This window comes from Streptomyces sp. NPDC002054, assembly GCF_040296685.1.
Taxonomy (GTDB): Bacteria; Actinomycetota; Actinomycetes; order Streptomycetales; family Streptomycetaceae; genus Streptomyces.
The window spans coordinates 48,893-73,888 of the sequence record NZ_JBEOXT010000015.1; the positions used below are offsets into that span (position 1 = coordinate 48,893).

The 24,996-nt window shown below is 72.6% G+C and carries 20 protein-coding genes; 12 read left to right on the forward strand and 8 right to left on the reverse strand.

Going from position 1 to position 24,996, the window contains the following annotated elements; all coding sequences use genetic code 11:
* Positions 1–4: 4 nt before the first annotated feature.
* Together ABT123_RS16180 and ABT123_RS16185 are read right to left on the reverse strand one after the other, a co-directional pair.
* Complete coding sequence (locus ABT123_RS16180; protein WP_351314060.1) at positions 5–1,078, reverse strand: hypothetical protein; 1,074 nt, start codon at positions 1,076–1,078, stop codon at positions 5–7.
* Positions 1,075–1,806 carry a cupin domain-containing protein gene (locus tag ABT123_RS16185; RefSeq protein ID WP_351314063.1) on the reverse strand — a complete coding sequence of 244 codons (732 nt, stop codon included), beginning with the start codon at positions 1,804–1,806 and terminating at the stop codon, positions 1,075–1,077. Before ABT123_RS16185 ends, ABT123_RS16180 begins: the two co-directional genes overlap by 4 nt.
* Before the next feature lie 965 nt (positions 1,807–2,771).
* On the opposite strand from ABT123_RS16185, the gene ABT123_RS16190 reads away from it, so the two are divergent.
* Positions 2,772–4,841: a phosphocholine-specific phospholipase C gene (locus ABT123_RS16190; protein WP_351314066.1), complete on the forward strand. Its 2,070-nt coding sequence runs from the start codon at positions 2,772–2,774 to the stop codon at positions 4,839–4,841.
* A gap of 23 nt (positions 4,842–4,864) precedes the next feature.
* Here ABT123_RS16190 and ABT123_RS16195 read toward each other — a convergent pair whose 3' ends face one another.
* A complete protein-coding gene (locus ABT123_RS16195) occupies positions 4,865–7,156 on the reverse strand; it encodes an Rv1355c family protein (RefSeq protein ID WP_351314069.1) in 2,292 nt (763 codons plus the stop codon).
* Positions 7,157–7,222: 66 nt separating this feature from the next.
* The gene (locus ABT123_RS16200; protein WP_351314359.1) at positions 7,223–8,422 is read right to left on the reverse strand and encodes an MFS transporter; all 1,200 of its coding nucleotides are present in this window, start codon (positions 8,420–8,422) and stop codon (positions 7,223–7,225) included.
* 206 nt (positions 8,423–8,628) lie between these two features.
* Between ABT123_RS16200 and ABT123_RS16205 the strand changes: the two genes are divergently transcribed.
* From ABT123_RS16205 to ABT123_RS16230, 6 genes are read left to right on the forward strand one after another with little or no spacing between them, the layout of a single operon-like run.
* Positions 8,629–9,648, forward strand: a complete 1,020-nt coding sequence (locus tag ABT123_RS16205) for an ABC transporter substrate-binding protein (protein WP_351314072.1) — start codon at positions 8,629–8,631, stop codon at positions 9,646–9,648.
* Positions 9,638–10,759, forward strand: a complete 1,122-nt coding sequence (locus tag ABT123_RS16210) for a FecCD family ABC transporter permease (RefSeq protein ID WP_351314075.1) — start codon at positions 9,638–9,640, stop codon at positions 10,757–10,759. The genes ABT123_RS16205 and ABT123_RS16210 overlap by 11 nt, the downstream gene beginning before the upstream one ends.
* Positions 10,756–11,556, forward strand: coding sequence for an ABC transporter ATP-binding protein (locus ABT123_RS16215; protein WP_351314078.1), 801 nt, complete (start codon positions 10,756–10,758; stop codon positions 11,554–11,556). The genes ABT123_RS16210 and ABT123_RS16215 overlap by 4 nt, the downstream gene beginning before the upstream one ends.
* A 14-nt stretch (positions 11,557–11,570) precedes the next feature.
* Complete coding sequence (locus tag ABT123_RS16220; RefSeq protein ID WP_351314081.1) at positions 11,571–12,404, forward strand: Rossmann-like domain-containing protein; 834 nt, start codon at positions 11,571–11,573, stop codon at positions 12,402–12,404.
* 30 nt (positions 12,405–12,434) lie between these two features.
* Positions 12,435–13,445: a pyridoxal-phosphate dependent enzyme gene (locus ABT123_RS16225; RefSeq protein ID WP_351314084.1), complete on the forward strand. Its 1,011-nt coding sequence runs from the start codon at positions 12,435–12,437 to the stop codon at positions 13,443–13,445.
* A gap of 38 nt (positions 13,446–13,483) precedes the next feature.
* Positions 13,484–13,870, forward strand: coding sequence for a VOC family protein (locus ABT123_RS16230; RefSeq protein ID WP_351314087.1), 387 nt, complete (start codon positions 13,484–13,486; stop codon positions 13,868–13,870).
* On the opposite strand, the gene ABT123_RS16235 is transcribed toward ABT123_RS16230, so the two are convergent.
* Positions 13,846–15,153, reverse strand: a complete 1,308-nt coding sequence (locus ABT123_RS16235; RefSeq protein WP_351314362.1) for an AI-2E family transporter — start codon at positions 15,151–15,153, stop codon at positions 13,846–13,848. The genes ABT123_RS16230 and ABT123_RS16235 overlap by 25 nt on opposite strands.
* A gap of 156 nt (positions 15,154–15,309) precedes the next feature.
* Here ABT123_RS16235 and ABT123_RS16240 point away from each other — a divergent pair, with 156 nt between their 5' ends.
* On the forward strand, positions 15,310–15,819 hold the full coding sequence (locus tag ABT123_RS16240) for a hypothetical protein (RefSeq protein ID WP_351314090.1): 510 nt from the start codon (positions 15,310–15,312) through the stop codon (positions 15,817–15,819).
* Between the two features lie 24 nt (positions 15,820–15,843).
* Here the strand turns inward: ABT123_RS16240 and ABT123_RS16245 are convergent, their stop codons facing one another.
* A complete protein-coding gene (locus ABT123_RS16245; protein ID WP_351314093.1) occupies positions 15,844–16,434 on the reverse strand; it encodes a TetR/AcrR family transcriptional regulator in 591 nt (196 codons plus the stop codon).
* Between the two features lie 138 nt (positions 16,435–16,572).
* Here ABT123_RS16245 and corA point away from each other — a divergent pair, with 138 nt between their 5' ends.
* Complete coding sequence (gene corA / locus ABT123_RS16250) at positions 16,573–17,655, forward strand: magnesium/cobalt transporter CorA (protein ID WP_351314096.1); 1,083 nt, start codon at positions 16,573–16,575, stop codon at positions 17,653–17,655.
* A gap of 78 nt (positions 17,656–17,733) precedes the next feature.
* On the opposite strand, the gene ABT123_RS16255 is transcribed toward corA, so the two are convergent.
* Complete coding sequence (locus ABT123_RS16255) at positions 17,734–18,450, reverse strand: DUF4232 domain-containing protein (protein ID WP_351314099.1); 717 nt, start codon at positions 18,448–18,450, stop codon at positions 17,734–17,736.
* A 178-nt stretch (positions 18,451–18,628) separates the two neighbouring features.
* Here ABT123_RS16255 and ABT123_RS16260 point away from each other — a divergent pair, with 178 nt between their 5' ends.
* The 3 genes from ABT123_RS16260 to ABT123_RS16270 all read left to right on the forward strand — a co-directional run bounded on the left by ABT123_RS16260 (position 18,629) and on the right by ABT123_RS16270 (position 21,793).
* Positions 18,629–19,993, forward strand: coding sequence for a helix-turn-helix domain-containing protein (locus ABT123_RS16260; protein WP_351314102.1), 1,365 nt, complete (start codon positions 18,629–18,631; stop codon positions 19,991–19,993).
* 85 nt (positions 19,994–20,078) lie between these two features.
* Positions 20,079–21,035 (forward strand): ATP-binding cassette domain-containing protein, encoded by a 957-nt coding sequence (locus ABT123_RS16265; protein ID WP_351314105.1) that lies wholly within the window; start codon positions 20,079–20,081, stop codon positions 21,033–21,035.
* Positions 21,032–21,793 (forward strand): ABC transporter permease, encoded by a 762-nt coding sequence (locus ABT123_RS16270; RefSeq protein WP_351314108.1) that lies wholly within the window; start codon positions 21,032–21,034, stop codon positions 21,791–21,793. Before ABT123_RS16265 ends, ABT123_RS16270 begins: the two co-directional genes overlap by 4 nt.
* On the opposite strand, the gene ABT123_RS16275 is transcribed toward ABT123_RS16270, so the two are convergent.
* The gene (locus tag ABT123_RS16275) at positions 21,777–24,995 is read right to left on the reverse strand and encodes an ATP-binding protein (protein ID WP_351314111.1); all 3,219 of its coding nucleotides are present in this window, start codon (positions 24,993–24,995) and stop codon (positions 21,777–21,779) included. The two genes, ABT123_RS16270 and ABT123_RS16275, sit on opposite strands and share 17 nt — an antisense overlap.
* Between the last annotated feature and the right edge of the window lies 1 nt (position 24,996).

Genomic DNA, 24,996 nt, shown 5'->3' on the forward strand with positions numbered 1-24,996 from the left:
CAGATCACCGCTCGCCCGCCGGGTCCGGGCCGGGTCCGGCCGCACCGGGCCAGGTCATGAAGCCGACCTCGGCGGCGTGCCGCCGTCCGGCGTCGAGGCTGCGGCCGACCTGCTCGGCGAGCCGGTCGAGGACGGCGAGCAGGCGGGCCGGGGGCATGCCGACGAGCGGGAACCGCCAGCCCTGCGCCAGCCACTTCAGTTCGTCCTCGGTGAACTCGCCCAGGGCGGTGAGCCGGCCCATCTCCTCCGCGGTCGGCTTGCGGTCCGGTTCGCGGTACGGGACGGCCTTCGGCAGGCCGCGGAGCGTACGCAGCGACGGTCCGACATCGACCACCGGGCGGCCCGGGAGGGCTTCGCGGAGCTGCCGCAGGAGCAGTTCGCCGCGCGCGTCGATGTCGCGGAGCACCAGGACCGGCCCGCGCGGCGGCAGGGCGGGCAGCAGGGCCGGCACGTGCTCGGGGCGCTGGACGAGGGCGATGCCGTGGCGGTCGGGCAGGCCGTCGGCGACGAGGAAGGCGGCGATGGAGGGATCGGCGCAGACCAGCACGGCGTTCGGCGGGGCCGCGTCGGCCGGCCGCCGGGGCCAGGGGTGGCCGCTGTCGTCGACCACGCCGGGCGGCAGGCTCCCGTACACCCGCCGCCACTCGGCGAGCGCCTCGGAACGGAAGGCTCCGCGGGTCATCGGCGGGATGCCCCGGCCCGCTCCCAGCTGTCGGGCGATCAGGATGCCGAACCCGATGGCCAGCAGGAGTCCGGAGACGTACAGCAGGAACGCCAGCTCGCCGATGGCGGCCCAGAGGACGACGATCGCGGCGCCGAAGAACGCCCCGCCCGCGCATCCGGGTGCGAACTCGCCCTCCCTGAGCCGCTTGCGCGACAGCGCGTACCACAACTGGCCCGGGGTGACCTGGATCCGGCCGCCGTCCGTCAGCCCGGTCGTGATCCGGCGCACCCGGAGGTCGTTGAGGCGCAGGGAGTTGGTCTTGGGGTCCAGCGCGTAGCGGCGCTTGCAGTGGCTGCAGATGTTGCCGGCGCGCTCCTTGCGGAGCAGGTTGCGTTCGCAGTGGGGGCAGATCACCGGTGCACCTCCAGCGCGGTCGCCACTCGGCGCAGCCGAGCGGCCAGCCGCTCGCGGACGGTGGTGCCGGCGATGCCATGGGCCTGCTGGGCGCGCTCGATGTCGCGCAGCGCGGCGGCGAGGACCCGGTAGTCGGTGGCTGTGGCTGTGGCTGTGGCTGTGGCGATGCCGGCCGACGGGGCGGGACCGCGTCGGCCGGCCCGGTGCTCGGCTTCCGCCGCGGTGATGGCGTAGTCCTCGTGGTCGATCCCGTATCCGGTGTTGGCCGCGAGGATGGTCAGCGGGGCGTCACCTCGGTTCGCGAAGGAGTGCGGCATCATCTCCGGGATCCGGATCAGCATGCCCGGCGCGAGCAGGACTTCGGCGACGCGTCCGCGGTCCGGGTCGTAGAGCCCGCAGGCGGCGTGGCCGAGGCTGAGGACGAAGTGCTCGCCGCCGTGGGCGTGCGGGGTGAAGGCGCTGCGCGGGCCCACCACCCCGAGCTTCACGGTGGCGTTGGAGGGCCGCTCCGGTGAGGTGCCGGCGTCGCCCACGAGATAGTGCGCGAACTGCCCGTCGTCGATGAACCGCAGGAACTCCCGCTCCGGGCCGAGCTCCCGGGACCCCTCCCGGTCGGCCAGCACGATGCCACCGTCCGGCCTCAGGTGGTACAGCTGCACCCCGCCCGGCAGGTCGCGCCTGGCGTGGTCCGGCGGATCCTCGGGTATGTCGTACGGTCGTGCGGCCATCGCGCCTCCCCCTGACACCCCGCTGTGCGCGCTCCACGCGCCTCGCACGCGCATCGTAAGGCCCTGATCGCAACGAACGGGAGGACTCAGAACGTCCCCCATGCAACCGCAAGATGACCGCCCGACGCCATGCCCTCACAGCGGGCCGCAACCCGGGCTACACCCGCCGCCCCCGGCGCCCTGGCCCGCGGCGCCGCCACGCGCATCGCGCCCCCGTGCCCGCCGCCCGGACCGGCCACCTGCGGCCCACCCGGGCCACGCAGACCCGCCCACGCCCGCCCGCCCCGCCCGGGGCAGACCCGAAAGCCAACCGTGCCCGCCCGGCCCAGCCCGGCCCAGCCCGGCCGGCCAACCGGACCGCTCGCCCGAAAGGCAGCCAGGCCGGGCCGAGCTGGGACGGCCTGACTGGGCGGGGGCACGGCTCGGGCGCCCGGGCTGCGCCCACCGCCCCCGCGGCGCCGCCACGCGCAGCGCGCCCCCGGGCCCGCCGCCCGGACCGGCCACGTGTGGCCCGCCACCGGAACACGGAGACCCGCCCCGGCCATGCGGGCCTGCTACCGACCGCCCCACCCGCCGGTAGCAGGCCCGGAACACAACCGGGCCCGCCGGGACCACCCGGCCCGGCCCACCCGCCCGAACCGGCAGGGCCGGTCGGCCCGGTCGGCCCGGTCGGCCCGGTCGGCCCAGCCTGGGCGGGGTCGGCCCGGGGTGGCCGGCTCGGTCCAGCCCGGGCCAGCCCGCGCCGAGCTGGGCCTAGCTGAGCTGGGCCGGCTCGGGCCGGCCCGGCCCAGCCGCATGGGCCCGCTCCGCCCGCGGCCATGGCCGCGGATGGCTGGACTTCGTCGAAATCCGTCTGCCGTTCGCCTGGTGTATCCGCCGCCGTCACGTCAGGCTCCCTGTCCGGTACCCCGGGCGCGTTCTGCTGGGGGCGCTCAACCACCCTCAACCGCAGAGGTCGAACCCCCATGGCTGAACTCAACCGCCGCCGCTTCCTGCAGCTCGCCGGTGGTGCCGCCGCCCTGTCGATGCTCAACGACAGCATCGCGCGCGCCGCCGCCATCCCCGCCCAGGGAACCACCGGCACCATCGCCGATGTCGAGCACATCGTGGTCCTGATGCAGGAGAATCGTTCCTTCGACCACTACTACGGCGCACTCCGCGGCGTCCGCGGCTTCGGCGACCCCCGCCCCGTGACCCTGCCCAGCGGCAAGAGCGTCTGGCACCAGGCCGACAACGCCGGCAAGGAGACGCTGCCCTTCCGGCCGCCGTCCGACGACCTCGGAATGGAGTTCCTCCAGGGCCTCAACCACGACTGGGCCGGCGGCCAGAGCGCCTTCAACAAGGGCAAGTACGACAACTGGGTGCCCGCCAAGACGCCGGCGACCATGGCCTACCTGACGCGGGACGACATCCCGTTCCACTACGCCCTGGCTGACGCGTTCACCATCTGCGACGCCTACCACTGCTCGTTCATCGGCTCCACCGACCCCAACCGCTACTACCTCTGGTCGGGCCACACCGGCAACGACGGCAAGGGCGGCGGCCCGGTCCTCAACAACGCCGAGCTCGGCTACGGCTGGACCACCTACCCCGAGCGCCTGGAAGAGGCCGGGATCTCCTGGAAGGTCTACCAGGACATCGGCGACGGCCTCGACGGCCCCGGCTCCTGGGGCTGGATCGACGACGCCTACCGCGGCAACTACGGCGACAACTCCCTGCTCTACTTCAACAACTACCGCAACGCCAAGCCCGGCGACGTGCTGTTCGAGAAGGCCCGCACCGGCACGAACGCCAAGGCCGGCGAGGGCTACTTCGACCGGCTCCGCGCCGACGTCGCCGCCGGAACCCTGCCCCAGGTCTCCTGGATCGCCGCCCCCGAGGCGTTCAGCGAGCACTCCAACTGGCCGTCGAACTACGGCGCCTGGTACATCTCCCAGGTGCTGGACGCCCTCACCTCCAACCCCGACGTGTGGGCCCGTACCGCCCTCTTCATCACCTACGACGAGAACGACGGCTTCTTCGACCACCTCGTCCCGCCGTACGCCCCCGCGAACGCCAACCAGGGCCTGTCGACCGCGCCCACCGCGCTGGACGTCTTCCCCGGCAAGGCCGGCTACGTCGCCGGTCCGTACGGACTGGGCCCGCGCGTGCCGATGCTCGTGGTCTCCCCGTGGAGCACCGGCGGCTACTCCTGCTCCGAGACCTTCGACCACACCTCCGTGATCCGCTTCATGGAGCAGCGGTTCGGCGTGCAGGAGCCCAACATCTCGCCCTGGCGCCGAGCCGTCTGCGGCGACCTCACCTCCGCCTTCGACTTCGCCCGCAAGGACACGGCGACCGTCCGGCTGCCCGACACCGGCGCCTGGGAGCCGCAGGACCGTGAGCGCCACCCCGACTTCCGGGCCACCCCGCCGGCCGTGGGCAGCATGCCGCGCCAGGAGAAGGGCCTGCGCCCGACGCGTGCGCTGAAGTACGCCCCGTACGTGGACGGCACCGCGCTCGTCTCGGAGGGCAAGTTCCGGCTGACGTTCAGCGGCGGCCCCGACCTGGGCTCGCAGTTCTACGTCACCTCCGGCAACCGCACCGACGCCCCCTGGACGTACACCACCGAGGCCGGCAAGTCGATCGCGGACGCCTGGAACACCCGCTACTCGGCGGGGGTCACCGACCTGACCGTGCACGGCCCCAACGGCTTCCTGCGCGGCTTCCGCAACCCCGGCACCACCCCGGGCCCCGAGGTCACCGCCCGCCACAACGCCACCACCGGCAACCTGGACCTCACCCTCACCAACGCGGGCGACGCGACCGCCACCCTCACGGTCGTCAACGCCTACGGTGGCGGCCCGAAGCGGCTCACGGTCGCCAAGGGCGCCACCGTCAAGCACAGCGTGTCGCTGAAGAACACGAAGCGCTGGTACGACGTGACCGTCACCGCATCCGGGGCCCCGGACTTCATGCGGCGCTTCGCGGGCAAGGTCGAGACGGGCGCGGCGGGTCTGTCGGACCCGGCGATCCTGACGGAGCAGTCCTCCTGACGCCGGCCTGAGCACATACCGAGTCAGCGCGTGCCGGGGTCGTCGAAGCGAAGTACGGAGTCGACGCCCCGGCGCAGCGCGCGGGCGGTGGGCGGCGGGGCGTAGGAGAGCCGGAACAGGAGCAGTTCGGTCTCGTCCGGGTGCCGCGGGACGAGGGCGGAAAGGCGCTTGCGCAGGGTGTGCAGGGTGGCGGTTTCCGCCGCGTCGAGCCCGGCGCCGGCACCGCGTTCGACGCGGGCCAAGAGGTACAGCAGTACGGTGACGGGCTGGAAGCCGAGGCCCAGGGACGTCGCGGTGAGCCAGAGCCGCTGCAGGGCTCGGCCTCCGTCGAAGTGAGCCCGGGAGCCGGTCCCGGGAATGGTGAGGCAGCCGATGGCCGAGGAGGCCGCGACGCTGCTGCGCGCTCCTTCCTCGAAGGCCCGGCCGCCGCCCATGTCCCGGACGAAGTCGAGATGGGCCCGGTGGCGGGCGAGGGACAGGCCCGCCAGGTCGGTGTCGTCCGCTTCGAGGGTGGCGAGGTCGATGCCGTCCCGGGTCGTCCGCACCTCCTCGGGGGTCCAGCGCAGTTCGCCCATCATCTCCCGGTGCAGCCGCGGGGACAGCATGCGCAGCCGGTCGGCGACGCCCAGGATGCGGCCGGTCTCGTCCAGCTCCGCACGGTCGGTGACCAGGTGCAGACGTGCACCGTTGCCGGCCGCGCAGCGCATCAGGGCCTGCCGGTGGGACTCGTCCAGGGGACGGGCCGGACCGCGCCGGCGGTTGGTGGCCCGCCGGTCGATCCAGTCGGCCAGTTCGGGCCGCGGTGTGTGCGGGGCCCTGGAAAAGGTGAGTTCGCAGATCAGGCCGGGGTCGGCCGGTTCGGGGAAGGGGCGGAGCTGGCAGGCCCAGCCCGCGGCCCGGGCTGCGAGGTCGATGTTCTCGACGGCCGCGCCGATCGCCAGCAGGGTGGCGCTCCCCTGGAAGTCGAGCAGCGTCGGCGGCTGTGTGTCGTCCGTGCGGCAGTGCAGCACCGGGCCGCGGGCGACGAACGTCCAGGGCTGGACGTTCCCGCCGGAGGGGGCCTGGATTCCGTACGCCACGAGGCGGCGGATGCCTTCCTCGCCCAGGACCGCACCGGGGCCGGGCAGGAGGAGCGGGGCGGTGCGGGTCTCCGTCGCGGGCGCCTCCGCGGGCGACGGGGAGGGCACCGCCTGGGCCTGCTGCGCGCCGTCGCGTACGAGCTCCGCCGGGTCGACGAAGAAACGCCCGGAAGCGGTGAACTGCCCGAGCAGGACCCGCCGGGCGGTGTCGGTGAGCACGGCGGCGCCCAGCGCCACCCCCGAGGCGAGCTGGGGCCATGAGGAGAGGGTGTGCCCGATCTCCATGAGCGAGGGGGCCATGCGGTCCGAGAGGTTCTCCGGGCCGAGGATCCGCAGGACGTGGGGCACCTTCTCCCGGACCGGAAGCCCCTTGAGGTCGGCGGCCGACACGCCCTCGATCAGGCCGTGCAGCAGGGGCCGGTCCGGTTCGAGGTCGAAGCGTTCCACGTCCAGCATGCCGCGCTCGTTGGTCTCCATCAACACCGCGATGCCGTGCACCCGGGCACGTTCCCGCGCGAAAACCTTGATGTAGAGGTCGTCGCACTCCTCGAGGAACAGATCGACCCGGCCGTCGCCGGTGAGGAACGCGTCGACGTTGTCCTCGGTCAGGCCTTCGGGCCATACCGATATGTCGAGGTAGGGGTCGATCTCGTACATCTGCCGTGCGGCAATGACCACTTTGGGCAGGCCGATGTCGGTGACCGAGGCCCGCAGGCGGTTCAGGTTCGACAGCGAGAGCCGGTCGAAGTCCGCGAGCCGGAAACGGCTGCCGACCCCTTCCTGAGCGAGGGTGAACACGCTGGCGGCGCCCACGGAGAGACCGGCCACGGCGATCGTCCTGCCGGTGAGCTCGGCCTGTTCCGCCGGTGTGATCTTGTAGTGGTTGCGGGAGTGGCGCAGCTCGCGGTACTCCGGCTCGGGCAGGACGTGCGCGAGCCGGCGGGACCACGGGTACCAGACCCAGGTCCCGTACTCCAGGGGCCGCCCGCCGAGGTGCTCCTGCACGGCCGCGGCCAGTTCGGCGGCGCTCGGACGCCAGGCGGGGCGGCGGGCCGTGAGCAGCTCTGCCACCTGTTCGCTCAGGGTGTCCAGCACCTCCGCCGCCGCACCGCGGTCCAGTAACCCGGTCAACTCCGCCCGCTGCCCGGGGTCACCCGCGGCGAAGAGCCGCGGACGCCAGGGGCTCGCGCTGTCGGCCGTCCGGGCGGCGGAGTTGATGTGCGCTTCCAGACTCATCGTGCACCTTCGGAAGATCGTGGTCGGACGCGACGCACGGCGACTGTACCGGGCCCGGCTCGGTGGTCAGTCGGCCGCGGCCGGTGTACGGGCGAAGTGGCGGGCGGTGGGCACCAGTGCCGCGCCGGCCGGTACGAGGAAGCAGACCGCGGCGCACACAGCGAGGACCGGAGTGACGCCGAAGACGGTGATGGCCGGGGCGATGAGGGCCAGGCCGACGGGGGCGAGGCCGTAGGACACCAGGAAGTCCAGCGAGGAGACGCGGGCCAGCTTGTCCGGGGCGACCTCGCGCTGGGTGGCCGTGAACCAGGGCACGTTGAACAGCTCGATCCCGATGCCGGCGACAGCGTACGCGGCGATCACCACGGCGGGGTGCACCGGCAGCACGAGGCTCAGCGGCGCGAAGCCGTACGCGGCGAGCCCGGCGAACGCGGCCCAGCCCTGCGCGCGGGGCCGCCAGCGGGCCATGACCAGGGCACCGCCGAGCGCGCCGAGGGTGTACGCCGTCATGGCCGCGGCCAGCACCCACTCCGTGCCGTAGCGGTCCCGGCTGATCAGCGGCAGGGCGACGCTGGTCGCGGAGTAGCCGAGCGCGATGACGGCGGTCAGCGAGCCGAGGCCGGCGAGGAACCAGGGGTGCCGGCGGGCTTCCCGTATGCCGTCCACGAACTCCGCGCGGAAGGAGGCCCGCGGCGCGCGCTCGGCGGTGTCGGCCGTGCCCGGTTCCCCACGGCCCGGCACGAAAGCGGCGATCAGCCAGAGCAGGCCGATGCCGAGCAGCAGGGTCCACACGTCCAGGAAGGCCGCGAGCAGGGCAGTCAGCGCCGGGCCGGCCAGGGTGGAGCTGCGGACGGCGAGGGTCATGGCGGCGTTGGCCTGCTGCCTGCGCTCGGGCGCGACGGTCTCGGCGGTGAGCGCCTGGAAGGCGGGGCGGCAGGCGCCCTGGCCGGCGCCCGCCAGGGCGGCGGCGCAGGTCATCAGCAGGACCGAGCGGCCGAGTCCGGCGGCGAGCAGCGGTGCGGCGGTGGCGGCGGCCAGCGCCGACCACAGGACGACCGCACGGCGGGAGTGGCGGTCGGCGAGTACGCCGCCCACGGCGACGGCGGCGAGGAAGCCGGCGGTTCGTGCGGCGAGGACGAGGCCGAGACCGGCCGGCCCGAGGTCCCGGTGCAGCACGGCCAGGCCGAGGACGAAGGGCAGCGCCCAGGTCGCCAGGCCGGAGGCGGTGGTTCCCACCCACAGGCGCAGGAACGCGGCATCGCGCAGGACGGACGGTGCGGGAGGCCGGTCGTCGGGCCGATCGGTCTGCGCTGGGGTGGGCGTGGATGAAGTCGCCACGGTGTGCTGCTCCCTTGTTCACGGCCCGGGGCACCCCCGAGCTGGTTATCGAAAATGATAACCATTACAGTACCGTCTCATCGCGGCGCTTCTGCTTCGCGACCAGACCCGTCCCCTGCCCGACCGGAGAACCCGTGCGTCATCCAGCCCGCCTCGCCATCGCCCTCACCGTCCTTCTCTCGACCGCCGGTTGCTCGGCGACCGGCGGCTCCTCCTCGGACCAGAAGCCCGCGGCCACGGCCGCCGGCACTCCGACGACCCTCACCAGCTGCGGCCGGCAGCTGACCCTCGACGGACCGCCCCGGCGTGCCGTGGCCCTGGACCAGACCTCGACCGAGGTCCTGCTGGAGCTCGGACTCCAGGAGCGCATGGCCGGAACGGCCAACCTGAAGACGAAGATCCCGGCGAAGTACCAGGCCGCCTACGCCAAGGTCCCCGTCATCGCCCCGAAGATCGCCACCGGCGAGCAACTGCGCGCCGCCACGCCCGACTTCGTCGTCGCCGGCTCCGGCGACCTCTTCACCAAGGACCGGGCGGGAACCCGCGAGGAGCTGGCGGCCCTCAAGGTCCCCACCTTCGTCAGCGCCGTCGACTGCCCCCGGCAGAACGAGGCCGGCCAGAGCGCCTTCGAGCTCCTCTTCGCCGACTACGAGGGCCTGGGCAAGGCCTTCGGTGTCGGCGAGGCCGCCGGCCGGCTCGCCACCGAGCAGCGCGCCGCGGTCGCGAAGGCCGGGGAGACCGCCGCGAAGGTCAAGGACCGGCCGACCGTGGTCTACCTCTACTCCGTCTTCAACGGGATGCCGTACGTGGCCGGCAAGACCGGCCTGCCCAGCGAGATGAGCCGGATCGTCGGGGCCAGGAACGCCTTCGACGACGTGAACGAGGACTGGCCGGAGGTCTCCTGGGAGGAAGTCGCCAAGCGCAACCCGGACTTCATCGTCATCGGCGACCTGTCCGAGCGCGGTCGGCCGGGCGACAGCGCCGCCGAGAAGCGCAGCGCGATGGCCGGGCACCCGGTGATCTCCAAGCTGGACGCCGTACGCAACAACAGGATCATCGAGGTGCCGGGCATCGAACTGGACCCGTCCGTACGCTCCGTGCACGCCCTGGAGTTGCTCGCCGCGGGCATGAAGGGCCTCGGGTATGCCCGCTGAGCCGGCCACCCGCCCGGGACCGGTGGATCTGCTGCACCCGGCGGCCCGCACCGCCCCCGTGACCACAGCGACCTCGGCGACCGTGCCCCGGGCCGGCCGGTCCGGGGCGGCCCGGGCGGGGCTTTTCCTCGCCGCGGCGACGCTCCTGGCCGTCTCGGTGGCGTGGGCGGTGCGCATCGGCACCGCCGACGTGGCATGGACCGATCTCGCCGCGGTGTTCGGCAGCCGGCTCGGTCTGGCCGTCGAACCGCCACCGCCGCTGGTGGACTCGCTCATCTGGGATCTGCGGCTGCCGCGCGTGCTGATGGCCGCCCTGGTCGGCGCCGCACTCGCGGTGTGCGGCACGGTCCTGCAGGCGGTCACCCGTAACGCGCTCGCCGACCCGTACCTCCTCGGCGTGTCCTCGGGCGCATCGACCGGTGCCGTGGCCGTCGTGGTCCTCGGCGTCGGCGCCGGCGTACTCGGGGTGACCGGAGGTGCCCTGATCGGGGCGCTGCTCTCCTTCGGCCTGCTCCTGCTGTTGCTGCGCCGGACCGGACTGGACTCGGTGCGCATCGTGCTGACGGGCGTGGTCGTGGGCCAGCTCTTCACCGCACTGACCTCGCTGATCCTGATGGCCTCGGCCGACGCGGACACCACCCGGGCGGTCACCCACTGGCTGCTGGGCTCGATGGCGCCCGCCCGCTGGGACGCCGTCGCCGTCTGCGCGATCGTCACGCCCCTGGGGCTGGTGGCCGCATGGCTGTGCTCGACCGCCCTCGACGGGCTCGCCTTCGGCGCCGACACCGCCGCGTCCCTGGGCATCGGCGTGCGACGCACCCGCATGCTGCTGCTCGTGGTGACGGCGGTGCTGACCTCCGTGGCCGTGGCCACCGTCGGCGCCATCGGGTTCGTCGGGCTGATCGTGCCCCATGGCGTGCGGTTCCTGACCGGGCCGCTGCACCGGGTCCTGCTGCCGTACGCGGCACTCGCGGGCGCGGTGTTCCTCGTAGCGACGGACGCCCTGGCGCGGGTCGCCTTCGCGCCCCGGGAACTGCCCGTGGGCGTGATCACCGCACTGCTCGGCGCCCCGCTCTTCCTTCTCGTCCTGCGCAAGCGGGGTGAGCTGTGAGGATCACCGCCGAAGGGCTGAGCTGGTCCGTGGCGGGTACGCCCGTCGTCCGCGGGGTCGACCTGGACATCGCCCCGGGAGAGACGGTGGGGCTGCTGGGGCCCAACGGATCAGGGAAATCCTCCCTGTTGCGGTGCCTGGCGGGCCTACGGGACCCGGACGCCGGCACCGTCCGGTACGACGGCGAGTCCGTACGGGGGTGGAGCGCCCGCCGGATCGCCCGCCGTGTCGCCTTCGTCGAGCAGGACTCGGGATCCGACAGCGACCTGAGCGTGGCGGACATCGTGGGCCTGGGACGCACCCCCTTCCGGGACCGCTGGCGCGGGCCGGACGCCGCGGACCGGGCCGTCGTCGCCGCCGCGCTGGACCGGGTCGGGCTCGGCGCGCTCGCCGGCCGCTCCTGGCGGGCCCTTTCGGGGGGTGAGCGCCAGCGCGCCCACATCGCCCGCGCGCTGGCCCAGCAGCCGTACGCCCTGCTGCTCGACGAGCCCACCAACCACCTCGACGTGAAGCACCGGTTGGACCTGCTGGAGTTGCTCGCCGGCACCGATCAGACCGTCCTCGTGGCGCTGCACGACCTGTCGCTGGCCGCCCGGTACTGCGACCGCCTGGTGCTGATGCACCACGGACGGCTGGTCGCCGCCGGCACCCCCGAAGCGGTCCTGACCGCCGAGCGGCTCGCCGAAGTCTTCGAGGTCGACGCCGAACTCACCACCGACGCCCTGGGCAACCGCGCGGTCGCCTACCGCCGCCGCGTCCCCGCCCCTTCCACCCCCTCCACCCCGCTCCCCCTGTGACAAGGAATCCCATCATGACCCTCACATCCATCCGGACCGTGGACGCGCTGACGGCGTCGGTGCTGGCCGGTGAGCACGGCCCGCTGCCCTCCGAACTCGTCGCGACGAGCGTGTTCTGGATCCACCACGGCACCCGCCTGGCCGGCGCCGACACCACCTACCTCAACCAGTATGTCCTGGTACGCCTCGGCGGCTCCTTCGGAGGGTGCGCCTTCGAAGCCGGCGAAATCGACCCGGCCGTCTGCCGCGAAGCCTCCGGCACCCCGCTCGACGTCCTGCTGCGCGAGGCGCCCCGCCCGCTGCGCATGGCGGCGCTCGATGCCTACCTCGCCGAGGCCCGCCCGCACACGAGTGCCGCGGACGCGGGAGAAGCCGAGGCCGTCATCCTTCCGGCCGGCACACCGGAGGTCCGTGCCGCGGCCCGCGACAGGGCGATCGCAGGGCTGCTGGACATCGAGGCGGGCACGAAGGTCGGCCTCATCGGTGTCGTCAACCCGCTGGTCGCCGCGATCCGCGAGCACGGCGGCGTACCGCTGCCCTGCGACTTCAACCTGAAGACCACCCGATGGGGAGACCCGGTCACGGACGACATGCACCAGGTCCTCGACGAGGCGGAGGCCGTCATCGCCACCGGAATGACCCTCGGCAACGGCTCCTTCGACACGATCCTGGACCGCTGCCGGTCCCGTGGGATCCCCCTCGTCGTGTACGCGCAGAGCGGGAGCGCCGTCGCCCGCGCCTTCCTGGGCGCGGGTGTGACCGCACTCTCGGCGGAGCCGTTCCCCTTCTCCCAGTTCAGCGCCGACCCCACCCGGCTGTACCGCTACCGCACCACCGCCAGCGCCTGACCCCGCTCGCCACGACCAAGGAATTCCCCCATGGACCAGCACATCGCGGAGTCGGTCGGCCGACCCGACCTGATACGCCTCGACGACCGGCTCGTCTGCCTCCGCTTCGAGACCATGAAGGTGGTGTCCGCCCTCGCGGCGGTCCGCCACCTGCTCGACACCGGAACCGTCCGGCGCGGCGACACCCTGCTGGACAGCTCCAGCGGCATCTACGCCCACGCCCTTGCCCTGGCCTGCCACCGCTACGGCATGCGATGCCACATCGTCGGCTCGACCACCGTCGACCGCACCCTGCGGACCCAGCTCATCGGACTCGGGGCGACACTGGAGCAGATGCCGCCCTCCAACGACCTCAAGCTCGACCAGAAGCGGCGGGTCGAACGCATCCACGAAATCCTCGCCGAACACCCCGAGTACCACTGGATGCGCCAGTACCACGACGACATCCACTACCTCGGCTACCGGTCCATCGCCGACCGCATCCGGCGGTCGGCCGGCACCGAGGCCCTGACCATCGTCGGCGGCGTGGGGACGGGCGCTTCGACCGGAGCCCTCGCCCGGTACCTCCGGGAGGAGGACCCCGGCGTCGAACTCGTCGGCGTACAGCCGTACGGCAGCGTCACCTTCGGCGCCGAGCACGTCTGTGACCCCGAGATCATCATCGCCGGGATCGGCAGCTCCATTCCGTTCCGGAACGTCGCACACGAGCTGTACGACGTCCTCCACTGGATCTCCTTCGACGCCGCCCGCGCCGGCAGCCTCGACCTGCTCCGGCGGCACGCCCTCTTCGCCGGGCTCTCCACCGGGGCCGGCTACCTCGCCGCCCGCTGGGAGCGCGACCACAGCCCCGGCCGGACCGTCCTCTTCATCGCCCCCGACACCGGCCACCGCTACGTGGACACCGTCTACGCCCGGCACACCGGAGCCGCCCGGCTGGAGGACCTGGCCCCGCGCACGGTGGCCACCGGGGCCGAACTCGCCCTCCCCTGGTCCCGAATGCGCTGGAACCGCTCCCCCGCCCCGGCGCGATCGGCCGCGTGAGCCCCGGAGGGGGCACCGCGTGCGGGAGAGTGGGGAGCATGGTGCACGTACTGGGCAGCAGGGTTCTGTTGCTCCCCACGGATCCCGAGCGCTCGCGCGCCTTCTACGGCGACACCCTGGGGCTCGCCGTTTACCGCGAGTTCGGCACCGGCCCCGAGCGCGGGACGGTCTACTTCCTCGGCGGCGGCTTCCTCGAGGTCTCGGGGCGCGCCGAGACGCCGCCCGCGCCGGGGCTGCGGTTGTGGCTCCAGGTCGCGGACGTGCAGGCGGCGTACGAGGAACTGCGCGGCCGGGGCGCCGAGGTGCTGCGGCCTCCGCAGCGCGAGCCGTGGGGGCTGATCGAGATGTGGATCGCCGACCCCGACGGCGTGCGCATCGCGGTTGTGGAGGTGCCGGCGGATCACCCGCTGCGCTTTCGCCCCTGAAGGGCGCCGCTCGCGGCGGGGTGGGCGTTGAGGTAACCGACCACCGTGTTGCCCACGGCGACGAGCGGGACAGCCACGACCGCCCCGCCGATTCCCGCGACGATGCCTCCGGTGGCCACGGCCAGGACGACGGCCAGCGGGTGGACCCGCACGGCCCGGCCCAGGATGAACGGCTGGAGCACGTGTCCTTCGATCTGCTGCACCAGGAGGACGACCATCAGGGCCATCAGCGCGGTGAAGACCCCCTCGGTGACGAGCGCGACCACGACCGCGAGGGCTCCGGAGACGACGGCGCCGACGAGGGGCACGAAGGAGGACAGGAAGACCACCACGGCGATGGGGACGGCGAGCGGGACACCGAGGAAGTAGATGCCGATGCCGATGAAGACGGCGTCGATCATTGCGACGATCAGCGTGCCGCGCACGTAGGCGGTCAGCGTCCGCCAGGCGCGCGGGCCGGCGCCGGCGACCGCGGGCCTGGCGTCTGCGGGGGCCAGCCTGAGCGTCCACAGCCAGATGCGCTTGCCGTCGTAGAGGAGGAAGAGGGTGGCGAACATGGCCAGCAGCAGTCCGGTGATCGCCTCCACCAGCACGGTCACGCCCTGGAGGCCGGTGGAGGTGATCTCACTCGTACTGGTGCCGATCGTGTCGCTCAGCCGGTCGGCAATGTCGTTGATCTGTTGTTCCGTGACATGGAGCGGGCTGTTGATCAGCCATTGTTTGAGTTCGCCGATTCCCTCCTGAACCCGTTCGGAGAGATTGTCGAGGTTGTCGAGAACCTGCCAGACGACGAACCATCCGACCAGCCCGAGCAGCACGAATCCGCAGGTCGCGGTGAGCGCGGTCGCCGCGCTGCGGGACAGTCCGCTGCGGTGCAGCCGGGCAACCGTCGGCTGGAGCAGCGCGGTGACCAGGAGCGCGACGACGAAGGCGAGCACAACCAGCCGGACCGCCTCGATCACACGCATGAGCACCCAGACGGCGGCAGCGAGCACCAGGAACCGCCAACCGGCCTCCGCGGCCACCCGCACCCCCCACGGCACCGCCGCCACGGGGTCCCGCGCTCCGGGACGATCACCGCGGCCCGCCTCCGGGGGGAGCGCGTCCGCCCACGCTCCGGCGCCCTCGGCGCCCTCAGCGCCCTCGGCGCCCTCAGCGTCCTCGGTGTCCGCGGCATCCGCAGCGTCCTCGGCGTCCCGTTGGGCCTGCAACTGCGCTCGACGCTCGCCGATCCCGGCAGCTCGCTGCTTGACGCGGCCAAGCCATCCGCCCAGACCAAGCATGCGTGGTCGCTTCACCCCGAACTCCCCGCGTACGTGTTCATGCCTGACGCCTACCCGGCATCGCGCCACCGCCCCCGGCCCTCACCCGGATGCCCGGTCCAGTGGACATCGGGGCCGCCGGACCGTTGGCTGGGAGGCCCGGAGCCCTTGGGAGGCATGGTGGCGGCGGTCGCGTGGATGCGTGGTGCGGCAGGTGCGGTGCTGTCGGTGGTGGCCCTCGGCGCCGCCGGCTGTTCGGACGGCGGCGGCAGCCCGTCCGCCGCCGTGTCGAGCGCCGCGGCGGCGGTGAAGTCGGCCGGCGAGGCGCTCTCGTCCGCCGCTGCCGAGGCCACGAAGGCCGCAGAGTCCGCCGCTGCCGTCGCGAAGGACAAGCTCGCCGAGGTCAAGGGCGGGGTCAATGCCAAGGACCAGGTGTCCTTGGGCTCGGTGGCCACCGACGGGGACGGGCGCACGACGGTCCCCGTGACGGTACGGAACACCGACGACGCGGCAAAGTCCTTCGCGGTGCAGGTCGAGTTCAAGGACGAGAGCGGCAAGCTCCTCGACACGGTGGTCGTGACGGTCTCGGACGTACCCGGGAAGGGCACGGGGCAGGGCACCGCCCGCAGCACGCACAAACTGTCCGGCACGGTGTCGGCGCAGACGGGCACGGCGCTGCGCTACTGACGGTGCAGCCGGCTGTGCCCCGCGTCAGGACGGTTGGCGCAGGCCTGCGACGAGGAGCGCGACCATGCGGCGCGCGTCGTAGCGGGGGTCGCTGTCGGCGCCGATGCAGAGGTTTCCGATGCCGCGCATGAGCTGGTAGGCGTCGAGACCCGGGCGGATCTCACCGGCGTCGGCGGCAGCGTCGAGGAGCTGGGTGCACACCGGCAGGAGGCGGTCGAGGAAGTAGGTGTGCAGCGTCTCGAATCCGGCACTGTCGCTCTGCAGTGCCGCCGCGAGGCCGTGCTTGGTGACCAGGAAATCGACGAAGAGGTCGACCCACCGTCCGAGGGCGGCGTGCGGGGTCGGACCGGTCGCCAGCAGGTCCGGCCCGGCTTCGGCGCAGGCGTCGACCTGGTGGCGGTAGACGGCGATGATCAGGTCCGCCCGGGTGGGGAAGTGGCGGTAGATCGTGCCCATCCCGACGCCGGCCTCGGCCGCGATGTCGCGTACCGGCGCGTCCACGCCCGAGGTGACGAACACCGTGGCGGCGGCGTCCAGCAGGGTCTGCTGGTTGCGCCGGGCGTCCTTCCGCTTGGATCCGGCTGCGCTGCCCGCGCCCTGACCCCCGTCGTTCACCACGACGCTCCTTCCGTGATCCGCACCACTGTCGGCTGTCGGAGCAAGGTTCCGTTTCGCCCATGATGGCAGACCGGCAAGGGTGTGGTGGACGGGTGGCAGACTGGCCCCTGTTCTGCCTAGGGAGTCGCAGTGTCGATGTTGAGCAACATCCGTCAGGCGGTACGCCGCAGCTACCGGCGTGCCGTGGACCTCAGCCACCCGGCGCGGTCGCCGCTGGGCAGCGCAGTCGTGAACTGCGTGGTCTATGCCGACGGCGTGCGGCAGCAGGGCGAGTGCGAGGTCGAAGAGGCGCTGCGGAGAGTCCGCAAGTCGGGCGGCGGATTCGTCTGGATCGGTCTGCACGAACCGGACCAGGACGAGTTCGCCGGCCTCGCGAAACTGTTCGGCCTGCACCCGCTCGCGATCGAGGACGCGGTCCACGCGCATCAGCGGCCCAAGGTGGAGCGGTACGACGACACGCTGTTCGCGGTCTTCAAGACGGTCCGCTACGTCGAGCACACGGAGCTGACGGCCACCAGCGAGGTGGTGGACACCGGCGAACTCATGGCCTTCGTCGGCACCGACTTCGTCATCACCATCCGGCACGGCGGGCACGGCTCCCTGGGCCCGCTGCGCGAGGTTCTCGAAGCGACGCCGGAGCAGCTCGCCAAGGGTCCGGCGGCGGTCCTGCACGCCATAGCGGACCATGTGGTCGACGACTACCTGGCCGTCACGGACGCGGTGCAGAGCGATATCGAGGCCGTGGAGACCGCGGTCTTCAGCGACGACAGCGGCCGGGGCGACGCGGGCCGGATCTACCAGCTCAAGCGGGAGCTACTGGAACTCAAGCGGGCCGTGGCACCGCTGGACCGGCCGCTGCAGCAGCTCGCGACCCAGCCCATGCCCGCCATCGAGCCGGACATCCGCACCTACTTCCGTGACGTGGCCGACCACCTGACCCGGGCCACCGAGCAGATCGCCTCCTACGACGCGCTGCTCGACTCCATCCTCCAGGCCCACCTCGCGCAGGTGACCGTCGCCCAGAACGAGGACATGCGCAAGATCACGGCCTGGGCCGCGATCATCGCCGTGCCGACCATGGTCTGCGGCGTGTACGGCATGAACTTCGACCACATGCCAGAGCTCCGCTGGACCTACGGATACCCACTCGTCCTCTGCATCATCGCCGTCGCCTGCTTCGTCATCCACCGGGGCTTCCGCCGCAACGGCTGGCTCTGACCCGTCGACCGTGGTGGCGAAGGCGGCCGGCGCGCCGGGATCCACGGCTCCTGGATCCCGGACACCAGCATCGACGCCTCACGAGCCGAGCGCGTCCTTGATGTCCTGCTGCCAGTAGGTGACCGTCAGCGAGCTGTCGTAGTAGAGGCCCTTCGCCGGCAGGGACGGGGTGGCGGACGCGCCGCCGCTGCTGTTGGGTGTCCGGCCCTGGAAGGCGATCGTGAGCCGCTTTCCGGTCGTCCCGCCCTCGCCGCTGCCGTCGGCCGCCGACAGCATGGCCGCTGCGTAGCCCGACTGGCCGGGCGCGAGGGACACCACCGCCTGGGGCTGGGTCTCCTTCCGCGCGGCCGGCGCCCACTGCATCTCGTCGAAGCGGAGCACCGGGTAGTACGTCAGGTCGCAGAGCTTCGAGCCGGTGTTCTTCACGGTGATCAGCATGTGGTTGAGCGGACGGGACACCGGCTGGACGGTGACGGCGGTGTTGGAGCCGTTGCACATGACGCGGTTGCCCGGGGCGGACGGGTCCGACGAGCCCTTCGACTTGGCCGGGTCGGTACCGGTCTTCGTGCCGCCGGTGGTCGGCGCGGAGCCCGGGGCAGGGGTGCCCGACGCCCCCTCCTTGCTCGCGTTACCCGTCGTCGAGGGCGTGGCCGCGGCGGAGCCCGAGGCCACCGCCGCTCCCCCGTCTTTGATGCCCGTACCGTCCTGGCAGGCGGTGAGGGCGAGCGCGGCGAGGGCGACGGCGACCGCACTCGCGAGCCGTCGGGAGGTGGGGGTGACACGGAGCGCGGACATGGCGGGTTCCTTCTCTGCAGGGAGCGGTGTGCTTGGATGGCCTCAGCCTGCGCGGTGATCCGTCCCAGCCGCCACATCCGATGGGGTATCAGGGATACTGGGACGCTGAAACAGGCTCTGAGCTGCTGAAACAACCCGTTCCTGGGATGCGGGACGGGACACGGGGTGGGAGGAATCAGTGTCGGAAGACACTGCCGAGGCCGGGTTCGCCGGGCTGTTGCGGGAGTTGAAGGACCGGTCCGGGCACAGCTACGGAACGCTCGCCAAACGGCTCCACATGAGCACGTCGACGCTGCACCGGTACTGCACCGGCGATGTCGTCCCGACGGATTACGCCCCGGTCGAACGGCTCGCCCGCCTCTGCAAGGCATCGCCCGAGGAACTCGTCGAACTGCACCGGCGCTGGGTGATGGCGGACGCGAACCGCCCGCGCAAGGGGGTTGAGCCGGGGGCCAAGGCCGCAGCCGGCCAAGCAGCAGCGGCGACAGCCGCCGAGGCGACCCGGCAGTCGGCGGAGGCGACCGAGCCGAGCGCGACGGAAGAGTCCGCGGCGAGCTCGGCGGCGCCCCGCGCGACGCTTCCGGCCGATCTGCCCGTGCCGAAGGAGCGCCGACGCAACCGCCGGGCGGTCCTCGCCGGGATCGGCGTGGCCGCCGTCGCCGGAGCGGTCGCGCTCAGCGCGAGCCTGTGGGCACGGGACGCCGACGCCCCCGACGTCCGAAGCGGCCCCGCTGCCGCCGCGCCGCTCCGGAGCGGCGAAGCGGGACGTACGGATGGCAAGGCGGCGTCCGCGACCCCGTCCGGAGCATCACCCTCGGCCTCCGCGCCCCCTGCCCCCGGTACCGCGACCCCCAGTGCCGGCACCGGCGCCCCTACGGCCGCCGCGAGCCCGGCCCCCGCCCCGGCCGGCCGCGGGGGCGACACCGAGACCGGTACACCGGTGAAGGTGAACACCCAGCCCTACACCTGGGAATCGCCCTGCGGCCAGCACTACCTGATCGACAAACCTCCGGCCCAGGTGAGCCCGCCGCCCGTGGAACAGGACGCGCCCGCGTGGGTGGCGGCGTCCGGAGCAGTGTCCGCGGGCGAGCAGTACGTCACCCTCACCCTTCAGGGCTCCGGCAAGGAGACGGTGGTCCTGAAAAGCCTGACCGTCCGCATGGCCGGCAAGCGTGCGCCGCTCGCCTGGAACGACTACGCCATGGGCTACCCGGGCGTCGGCTGCGGCGCCGGGGTACCGACCCGCTCCTTCACCGTGGCCCTCGACGCCACGCGCCCCGCCGTCGTACCCGAGGCGGGGCAGCCGAACTTCCCGTTCATGGTGAGCGAGTCCACGCCCGAGGTGTTCTACATCAAGGCGGACGCGTCCGCGTACGACGTGAGCTGGTACCTGGAGCTGTCCTGGTCCAGCGGTCCCCGCCAGGGCACCCTCAAGATCGACAACAATGGCAAGCCGTTCCGCACCAGCGGCCACAACGGGCGGCCCGGCTACGAGTTCCCCCTCGGCGGCGACGGGTGGGTCAAGGCGGGAACGACCTCCTGACCCGAACGCCGTGTCAGAGACCGTGTCAGGGGCCGTGTCAGGGGCGTGACACCTCGGTGACAGGCCCGGTCGCGACAGTGAAGCCATGAAAAGTTCGGCAATTGCGGTTTCAGGGCTGCACAAGGCATACGGCGACAAAGTCGTCCTCGACGGCATCGACTTCGAGGTTCCCGCGGGATCGGTCTTCTCCCTGCTCGGCCCCAACGGGGCCGGCAAGACGACGACGGTGAACGTCCTGACGACGTTGATGAAGGCCGACGCCGGAACGGCGCGGGTCGCCGGGCACGACGTGGTGACCGCGACCAAGGAGGTGCGCGCGGTCATCGGCGTGACCGGTCAGTTCGCCGCGGTGGACGAGCTGCTGTCGGGCCGGGAGAACCTCCGGCTGATGGCGGACCTGAAGCGCGTGCGCTCCGCCGGCCAGCTGGTCACGCGGCTGCTGGAGCGGTTCGACCTGGTGGAGTCGGCGGACAAGTTGGCGGCGACCTACTCCGGCGGTATGCGCCGGAAGCTGGACCTGGCGATGACACTGGTCGGCAACCCGCAGATCATCTTCCTGGACGAGCCGACCACGGGTCTCGACCCGCGCAGCCGGCGCACCATGTGGGAGATCGTCCGCGAGTTGGTGGCCGGCGGCACCACCATCTTCCTCACCACCCAGTACCTCGAGGAAGCCGACCAGCTCGCCGACCGGATCGCGGTGCTCAGCCAGGGCCGCCTGGTCGCCCAGGGCAGCCCCGAGGAGCTGAAGCGGCTCATCCCCGGCGGCCACGTGCGGCTGCGGTTCAGCGACCCGGCCGCGTACCGGTCCGCCGCCGCCGCGCTGCGCGAGGTCACCACGGACGACGAGTCCCTCTCATTGCAGATCCCCAGCGACGGCAGCCAGCGCGAGCTGCGCGCCATCCTCGACTGGCTGGACTCGGTCGGCATCGAGGCGGACGAGCTGACCATGCACACCCCCGACCTCGACGACGTGTTCCTCGCCCTGACCGAGCACACAGACAACACCAACGACACGAACAAGGAGGCGATCGCACAGTGAGCGCTGTCTCGACGACGTTGGCCGATTCGGCGATCATGTTGCGCCGCAACCTGAAGCACACCCTGCGGAACCCGACCACGATGTTCAATGCGGTCCTGTTCCCGATCGTCCTCATGCTCATGTTCGTCAAGGTGCTCGGCGGCGGGTTCGACGTCGGCGTCGACTACATCGACTACGTGACACCGGGCCTGCTGGTGATGGCCGTCAGCTACGGCCTCGGAGCCACCGCGACGGAGGTGAACTCCGATATGACCAAGGGCGTCATCAACCGCCTCAAGGTCATGGACGTCTCCCGCGGTGCCATTCTGAGCGGGCACGTCGTCATCACCACGGTGCGCGCCCTGGTGGCCTGCGCGGCCATCGTCGGGGTGGCCTTCCTGATGGGGTTCGACCCGGCCGCGAGCGCCCTCGACTGGCTCGGCGTGATCGGAGTCGTCCTGCTGCTCGCCTTCGCGGCCAGCTGGCTCACCGTCGCCATGGGGCTGGCCGCCAAGACTGTGGAGTCGGCGGGCATCGCCACCGTGCCGCTGATCATGCTGCCGTTCCTGAGCAGCGCGTTCGTGCCCGCGGACACGATGGGGACCGGCGTGCGGCAGTTCGTCGAGTACCAGCCCTTCACCCCGATCATCGAGACGCTGCGCGGGCTCCTCGCGGGCAACCCGGCGAGCGGGGACCTGATCGCGGCCCTCGCCTGGTGCGTCGGGTTCGCCCTCGTCGGATACGTGTGGGCGGTCTCCACGTTCAAGAAGCGAGCGTGACCTCGACCAACCGGGACCAGTCGGTCCGCTCCCCCTCACGAGCCGCCTCGGCGAACTTCGCGTCGCCGAGGCGGCTCCGCGCGCTCTGCTCGATCCGGGCCGCGTCCGGGTGGGAGCGGTCCGGCAGCCCGCGCACGCCCGTGCTCGCCGCGAGCAGCCGCGCGGCCTGCTCGTGCTCGTCGTAGCGCAGCGCCAGGTCCGCGACCCCGACCAGCACCCGCGCGATCAGCGGTGCGTATCCCGTTTGGGACGCCGCCTCGCAGGCCGCCACGCGGTGCGCCCGGGCCTCGCCGAGGTCGTCGGCGAGATAGCCGAGCAGGTCGTGCGTCTCCGCGCGGAAGTAGGGCCCCTCCGCTTCCTCGCCCAACAGGGCGGTCGCGACGCCGAGTTGCACGTGCGCCTTCTCGGCGTCGCCGCTCCACCGGGCGAGTTCCGCCTTCGCGAAGGCCAGCTCGACCAGGGCGCTCGGCCAGGTGACCCGCCCCGCGTACCCCTGCGCCTCGGCGATGGCCGCCGTACAGGCGTCCTCGTCGCCGAGCAGCCGGTACACCCGTGCCTGCAGCGATCGCACCCGGATGACGTCCTCGACGGCACCGACCTCCGTGACCACCCTGATCGCCTGCTCGTAGTACGCGCACGCAGCGGCGAACTCGCCACGCACGGCGACCCGGTCCGCCAGCTCGGTCAGGGCGAACGAGATCCCGAACCGCTCGCCGAGCGCCCGGAACTCGGCGAGCGCGCTCTCCAGGTGTGCGTCCGCTTCCCGTCCCTGGTGGCCGAGCATGATCCGGCTCTTGCCCAGGTGCAGCCGGGCCAGCGCGCGCACCCAGGGGTCCTCGTCATCGAGCAGCGATTCGAACGCGGTCAGGAACGCACCGGGTGCTTGCAGCATGCGTTCCAGCGGGGCAACGAGCCCCAGAGCCGGGTGGCGGCGCCGGCCGTCGGGGCTGCCGTCGCTGAGCCGGCTGAACCGCTGCGCCTCGCGGATCCACGCCTCCGCCTGGCGTACGTCGCTGCCCCGCCCGTCGCCCACGAACAGCACGACCAGCGCGTACACCGTGGCCCGGATGTCGTCGGGCACCTCACCGGGCGTCCTGGTGGCCGCGGTGAGCAGCTCGATGCCCTCGGTCCGGTGCCCGCCGAGCCACCAGTACCAGCCCGTGCCCGCCGCAAGCCGCATCGCCGCCTGCGCCTCGCCCGCCGCGAGCGCGCCCCGCATCGCCGCACCGATGTTGTCGTGCTCGGCCTCGAGCGTGGCCAGCCATTCCAGCTGCTCGGCACGGCGCAGGTGCGGCTCCGCGGTCTCGCTGAGCTCGGTGAAGTAGGCGAGGTGCGCGTGGCGCGCCGACTCCGATTCCCCCGCCTCCGCGAGCCGCTGCCGGGCGTACTCCTTGATCGTGCCGATCATGCGGTAGCGCGGGGCGCTGTCGGCCTCGGCGCGCAGCAGCGACTTCTCGGTCAGCGCAGTGAGCAGTTCGAGCACCTGCTCCTGCTCGACTGTGTCACCGCCGCCGCCCGCGCAGACCCGTTCGGCCGCTTCCAGACTCGCTCCGCCGGAGAACACCGAGAGCCTCCGCAGCACCGTCCGCTCGGCGTCGGTGAGCAGCTCCCAGCTCCAGTCCACCACCGCGCGCAGTGTCTTGTGCCGCGGCAACGCGGTCCGGCTGCCGCCGGTCAGCAGGCGGAACCGGTCGTCGAGCCGGTGGGCGAGCTGATCGATGGACATCGTACGCAGCCGGGCCGCGGCCAGTTCGATCGCGAGCGGCATCCCGTCCAGCGCCCGGCAGACGCGCACCATCGTCGCCAGCGTCCGGGCGTCGCCCGCGAGGTCCGGCCGCACCGCCCCGGCCCGGTCCCGCATCAGCCGGACGGCGGGTGAGGACTCGATCTCGGCCGGGCCAGCGTCCCCGTCCGGCAGGGCCAGCGGCTCGGCCGGCCACAGCGCCTCCCCGGTGATGCCGAGCGGCTCCCGGCTCGTCGCCAGGATCCGCAGCCGCCGGCACTCCCCGAGCAGCCGGTGGGCGAACACCGCCGCGGACTCGATGAGGTGCTCGCAGTTGTCCAGGATCAGCAGCGCCTCGCGCTCGCGGATCGCGGCTATGAGCCGGTCCGCCGGCTCCGCGTTCGGTGCCCCGCCGAGCAGGGTGTCCCGCAGGCCGAGCCCGGCGAGGGCCGACTGGGCCACGTCGGCCACGTCGCCGTCCGCGCCGATGGCGGCGAGCTCCACCAGCCAGGCCCCGTCCGGCAGATCGCCGAGCAGCGTGCGCGCGGTCTCCGTGGCCAGCCTGGTCTTGCCTGCGCCGCCCGGCCCGATCACGGTGGTGAGCCGGTGCCCGGCCATGAGCTCGCGGACCGCGGCGACATCGGCGTCCCTGCCGACGAAGGTGGTCAGCTCGGCGCGCAGGTTGGTCTTGCGGCTCGCTTCCCCCCGTCGCGGCTCGCCGTGGACCGGCTCGCCCCGCAGCAGTGCGAGGTGCAGCGCGGCCAGCTCCGGAGAGGGGTCGACGCCCAGCGCGTCGGCCAGGGCTTCCCTCGTACGCTGGTACACCAGCAGGGCCTCGCTGTCGCGACCGGCCGCGACGAGGGCGCGCATCAGCGTGGCGACGAGGCGTTCCCGCACCGGGTGTGCGGCCACCAGGTCGGTCAGCTCCGTGACCAACTCGGCACCGCGCCCGAGGGTGACGTCCGCCTCGGCCCGCTCCTCCGTGGCGGTCAGGCGCAGCCCCTCGAGCCGGGCGACGGCGGCGTCGAACGCGGCGCTGTCCTGCAGACCGACGTCCTGCATGGCCTCGCCGCGCCACAGCCCGAGGGCCTCGCGCAGCAGCCGCACCCGCCGGGAACCGTCGTCGGTACGGGCACGGGCCTGGCCCGTACCCGTACCCGTACCGCGGACGAGGCGTTCGAACCGGACGGCGTCGACGGCGTCGGGATCCACCGTCAGCCGGTAGCCGTCCGGCTGCCCCTCGACCACCCCCTCCGGAAGTGCCTTCCGCAGCCGGGAGACCAAGCGCTGCAGGGCGTTCGTCGCATCGGCGGGCGGGTGCTCCCCCCAGATCCAGTCGATGAGCGATGCCTTCGGGACCGCATGGCCCGGCTTGAGCGCGAGGCCGACCAGCAGTCCGCGCAGCCGCGCACCCGGCACGTCGACCGGGCCGCCGTCGTCCGTGCGCACCTCGAATGGACCCAGCATCCCGATCTGCACC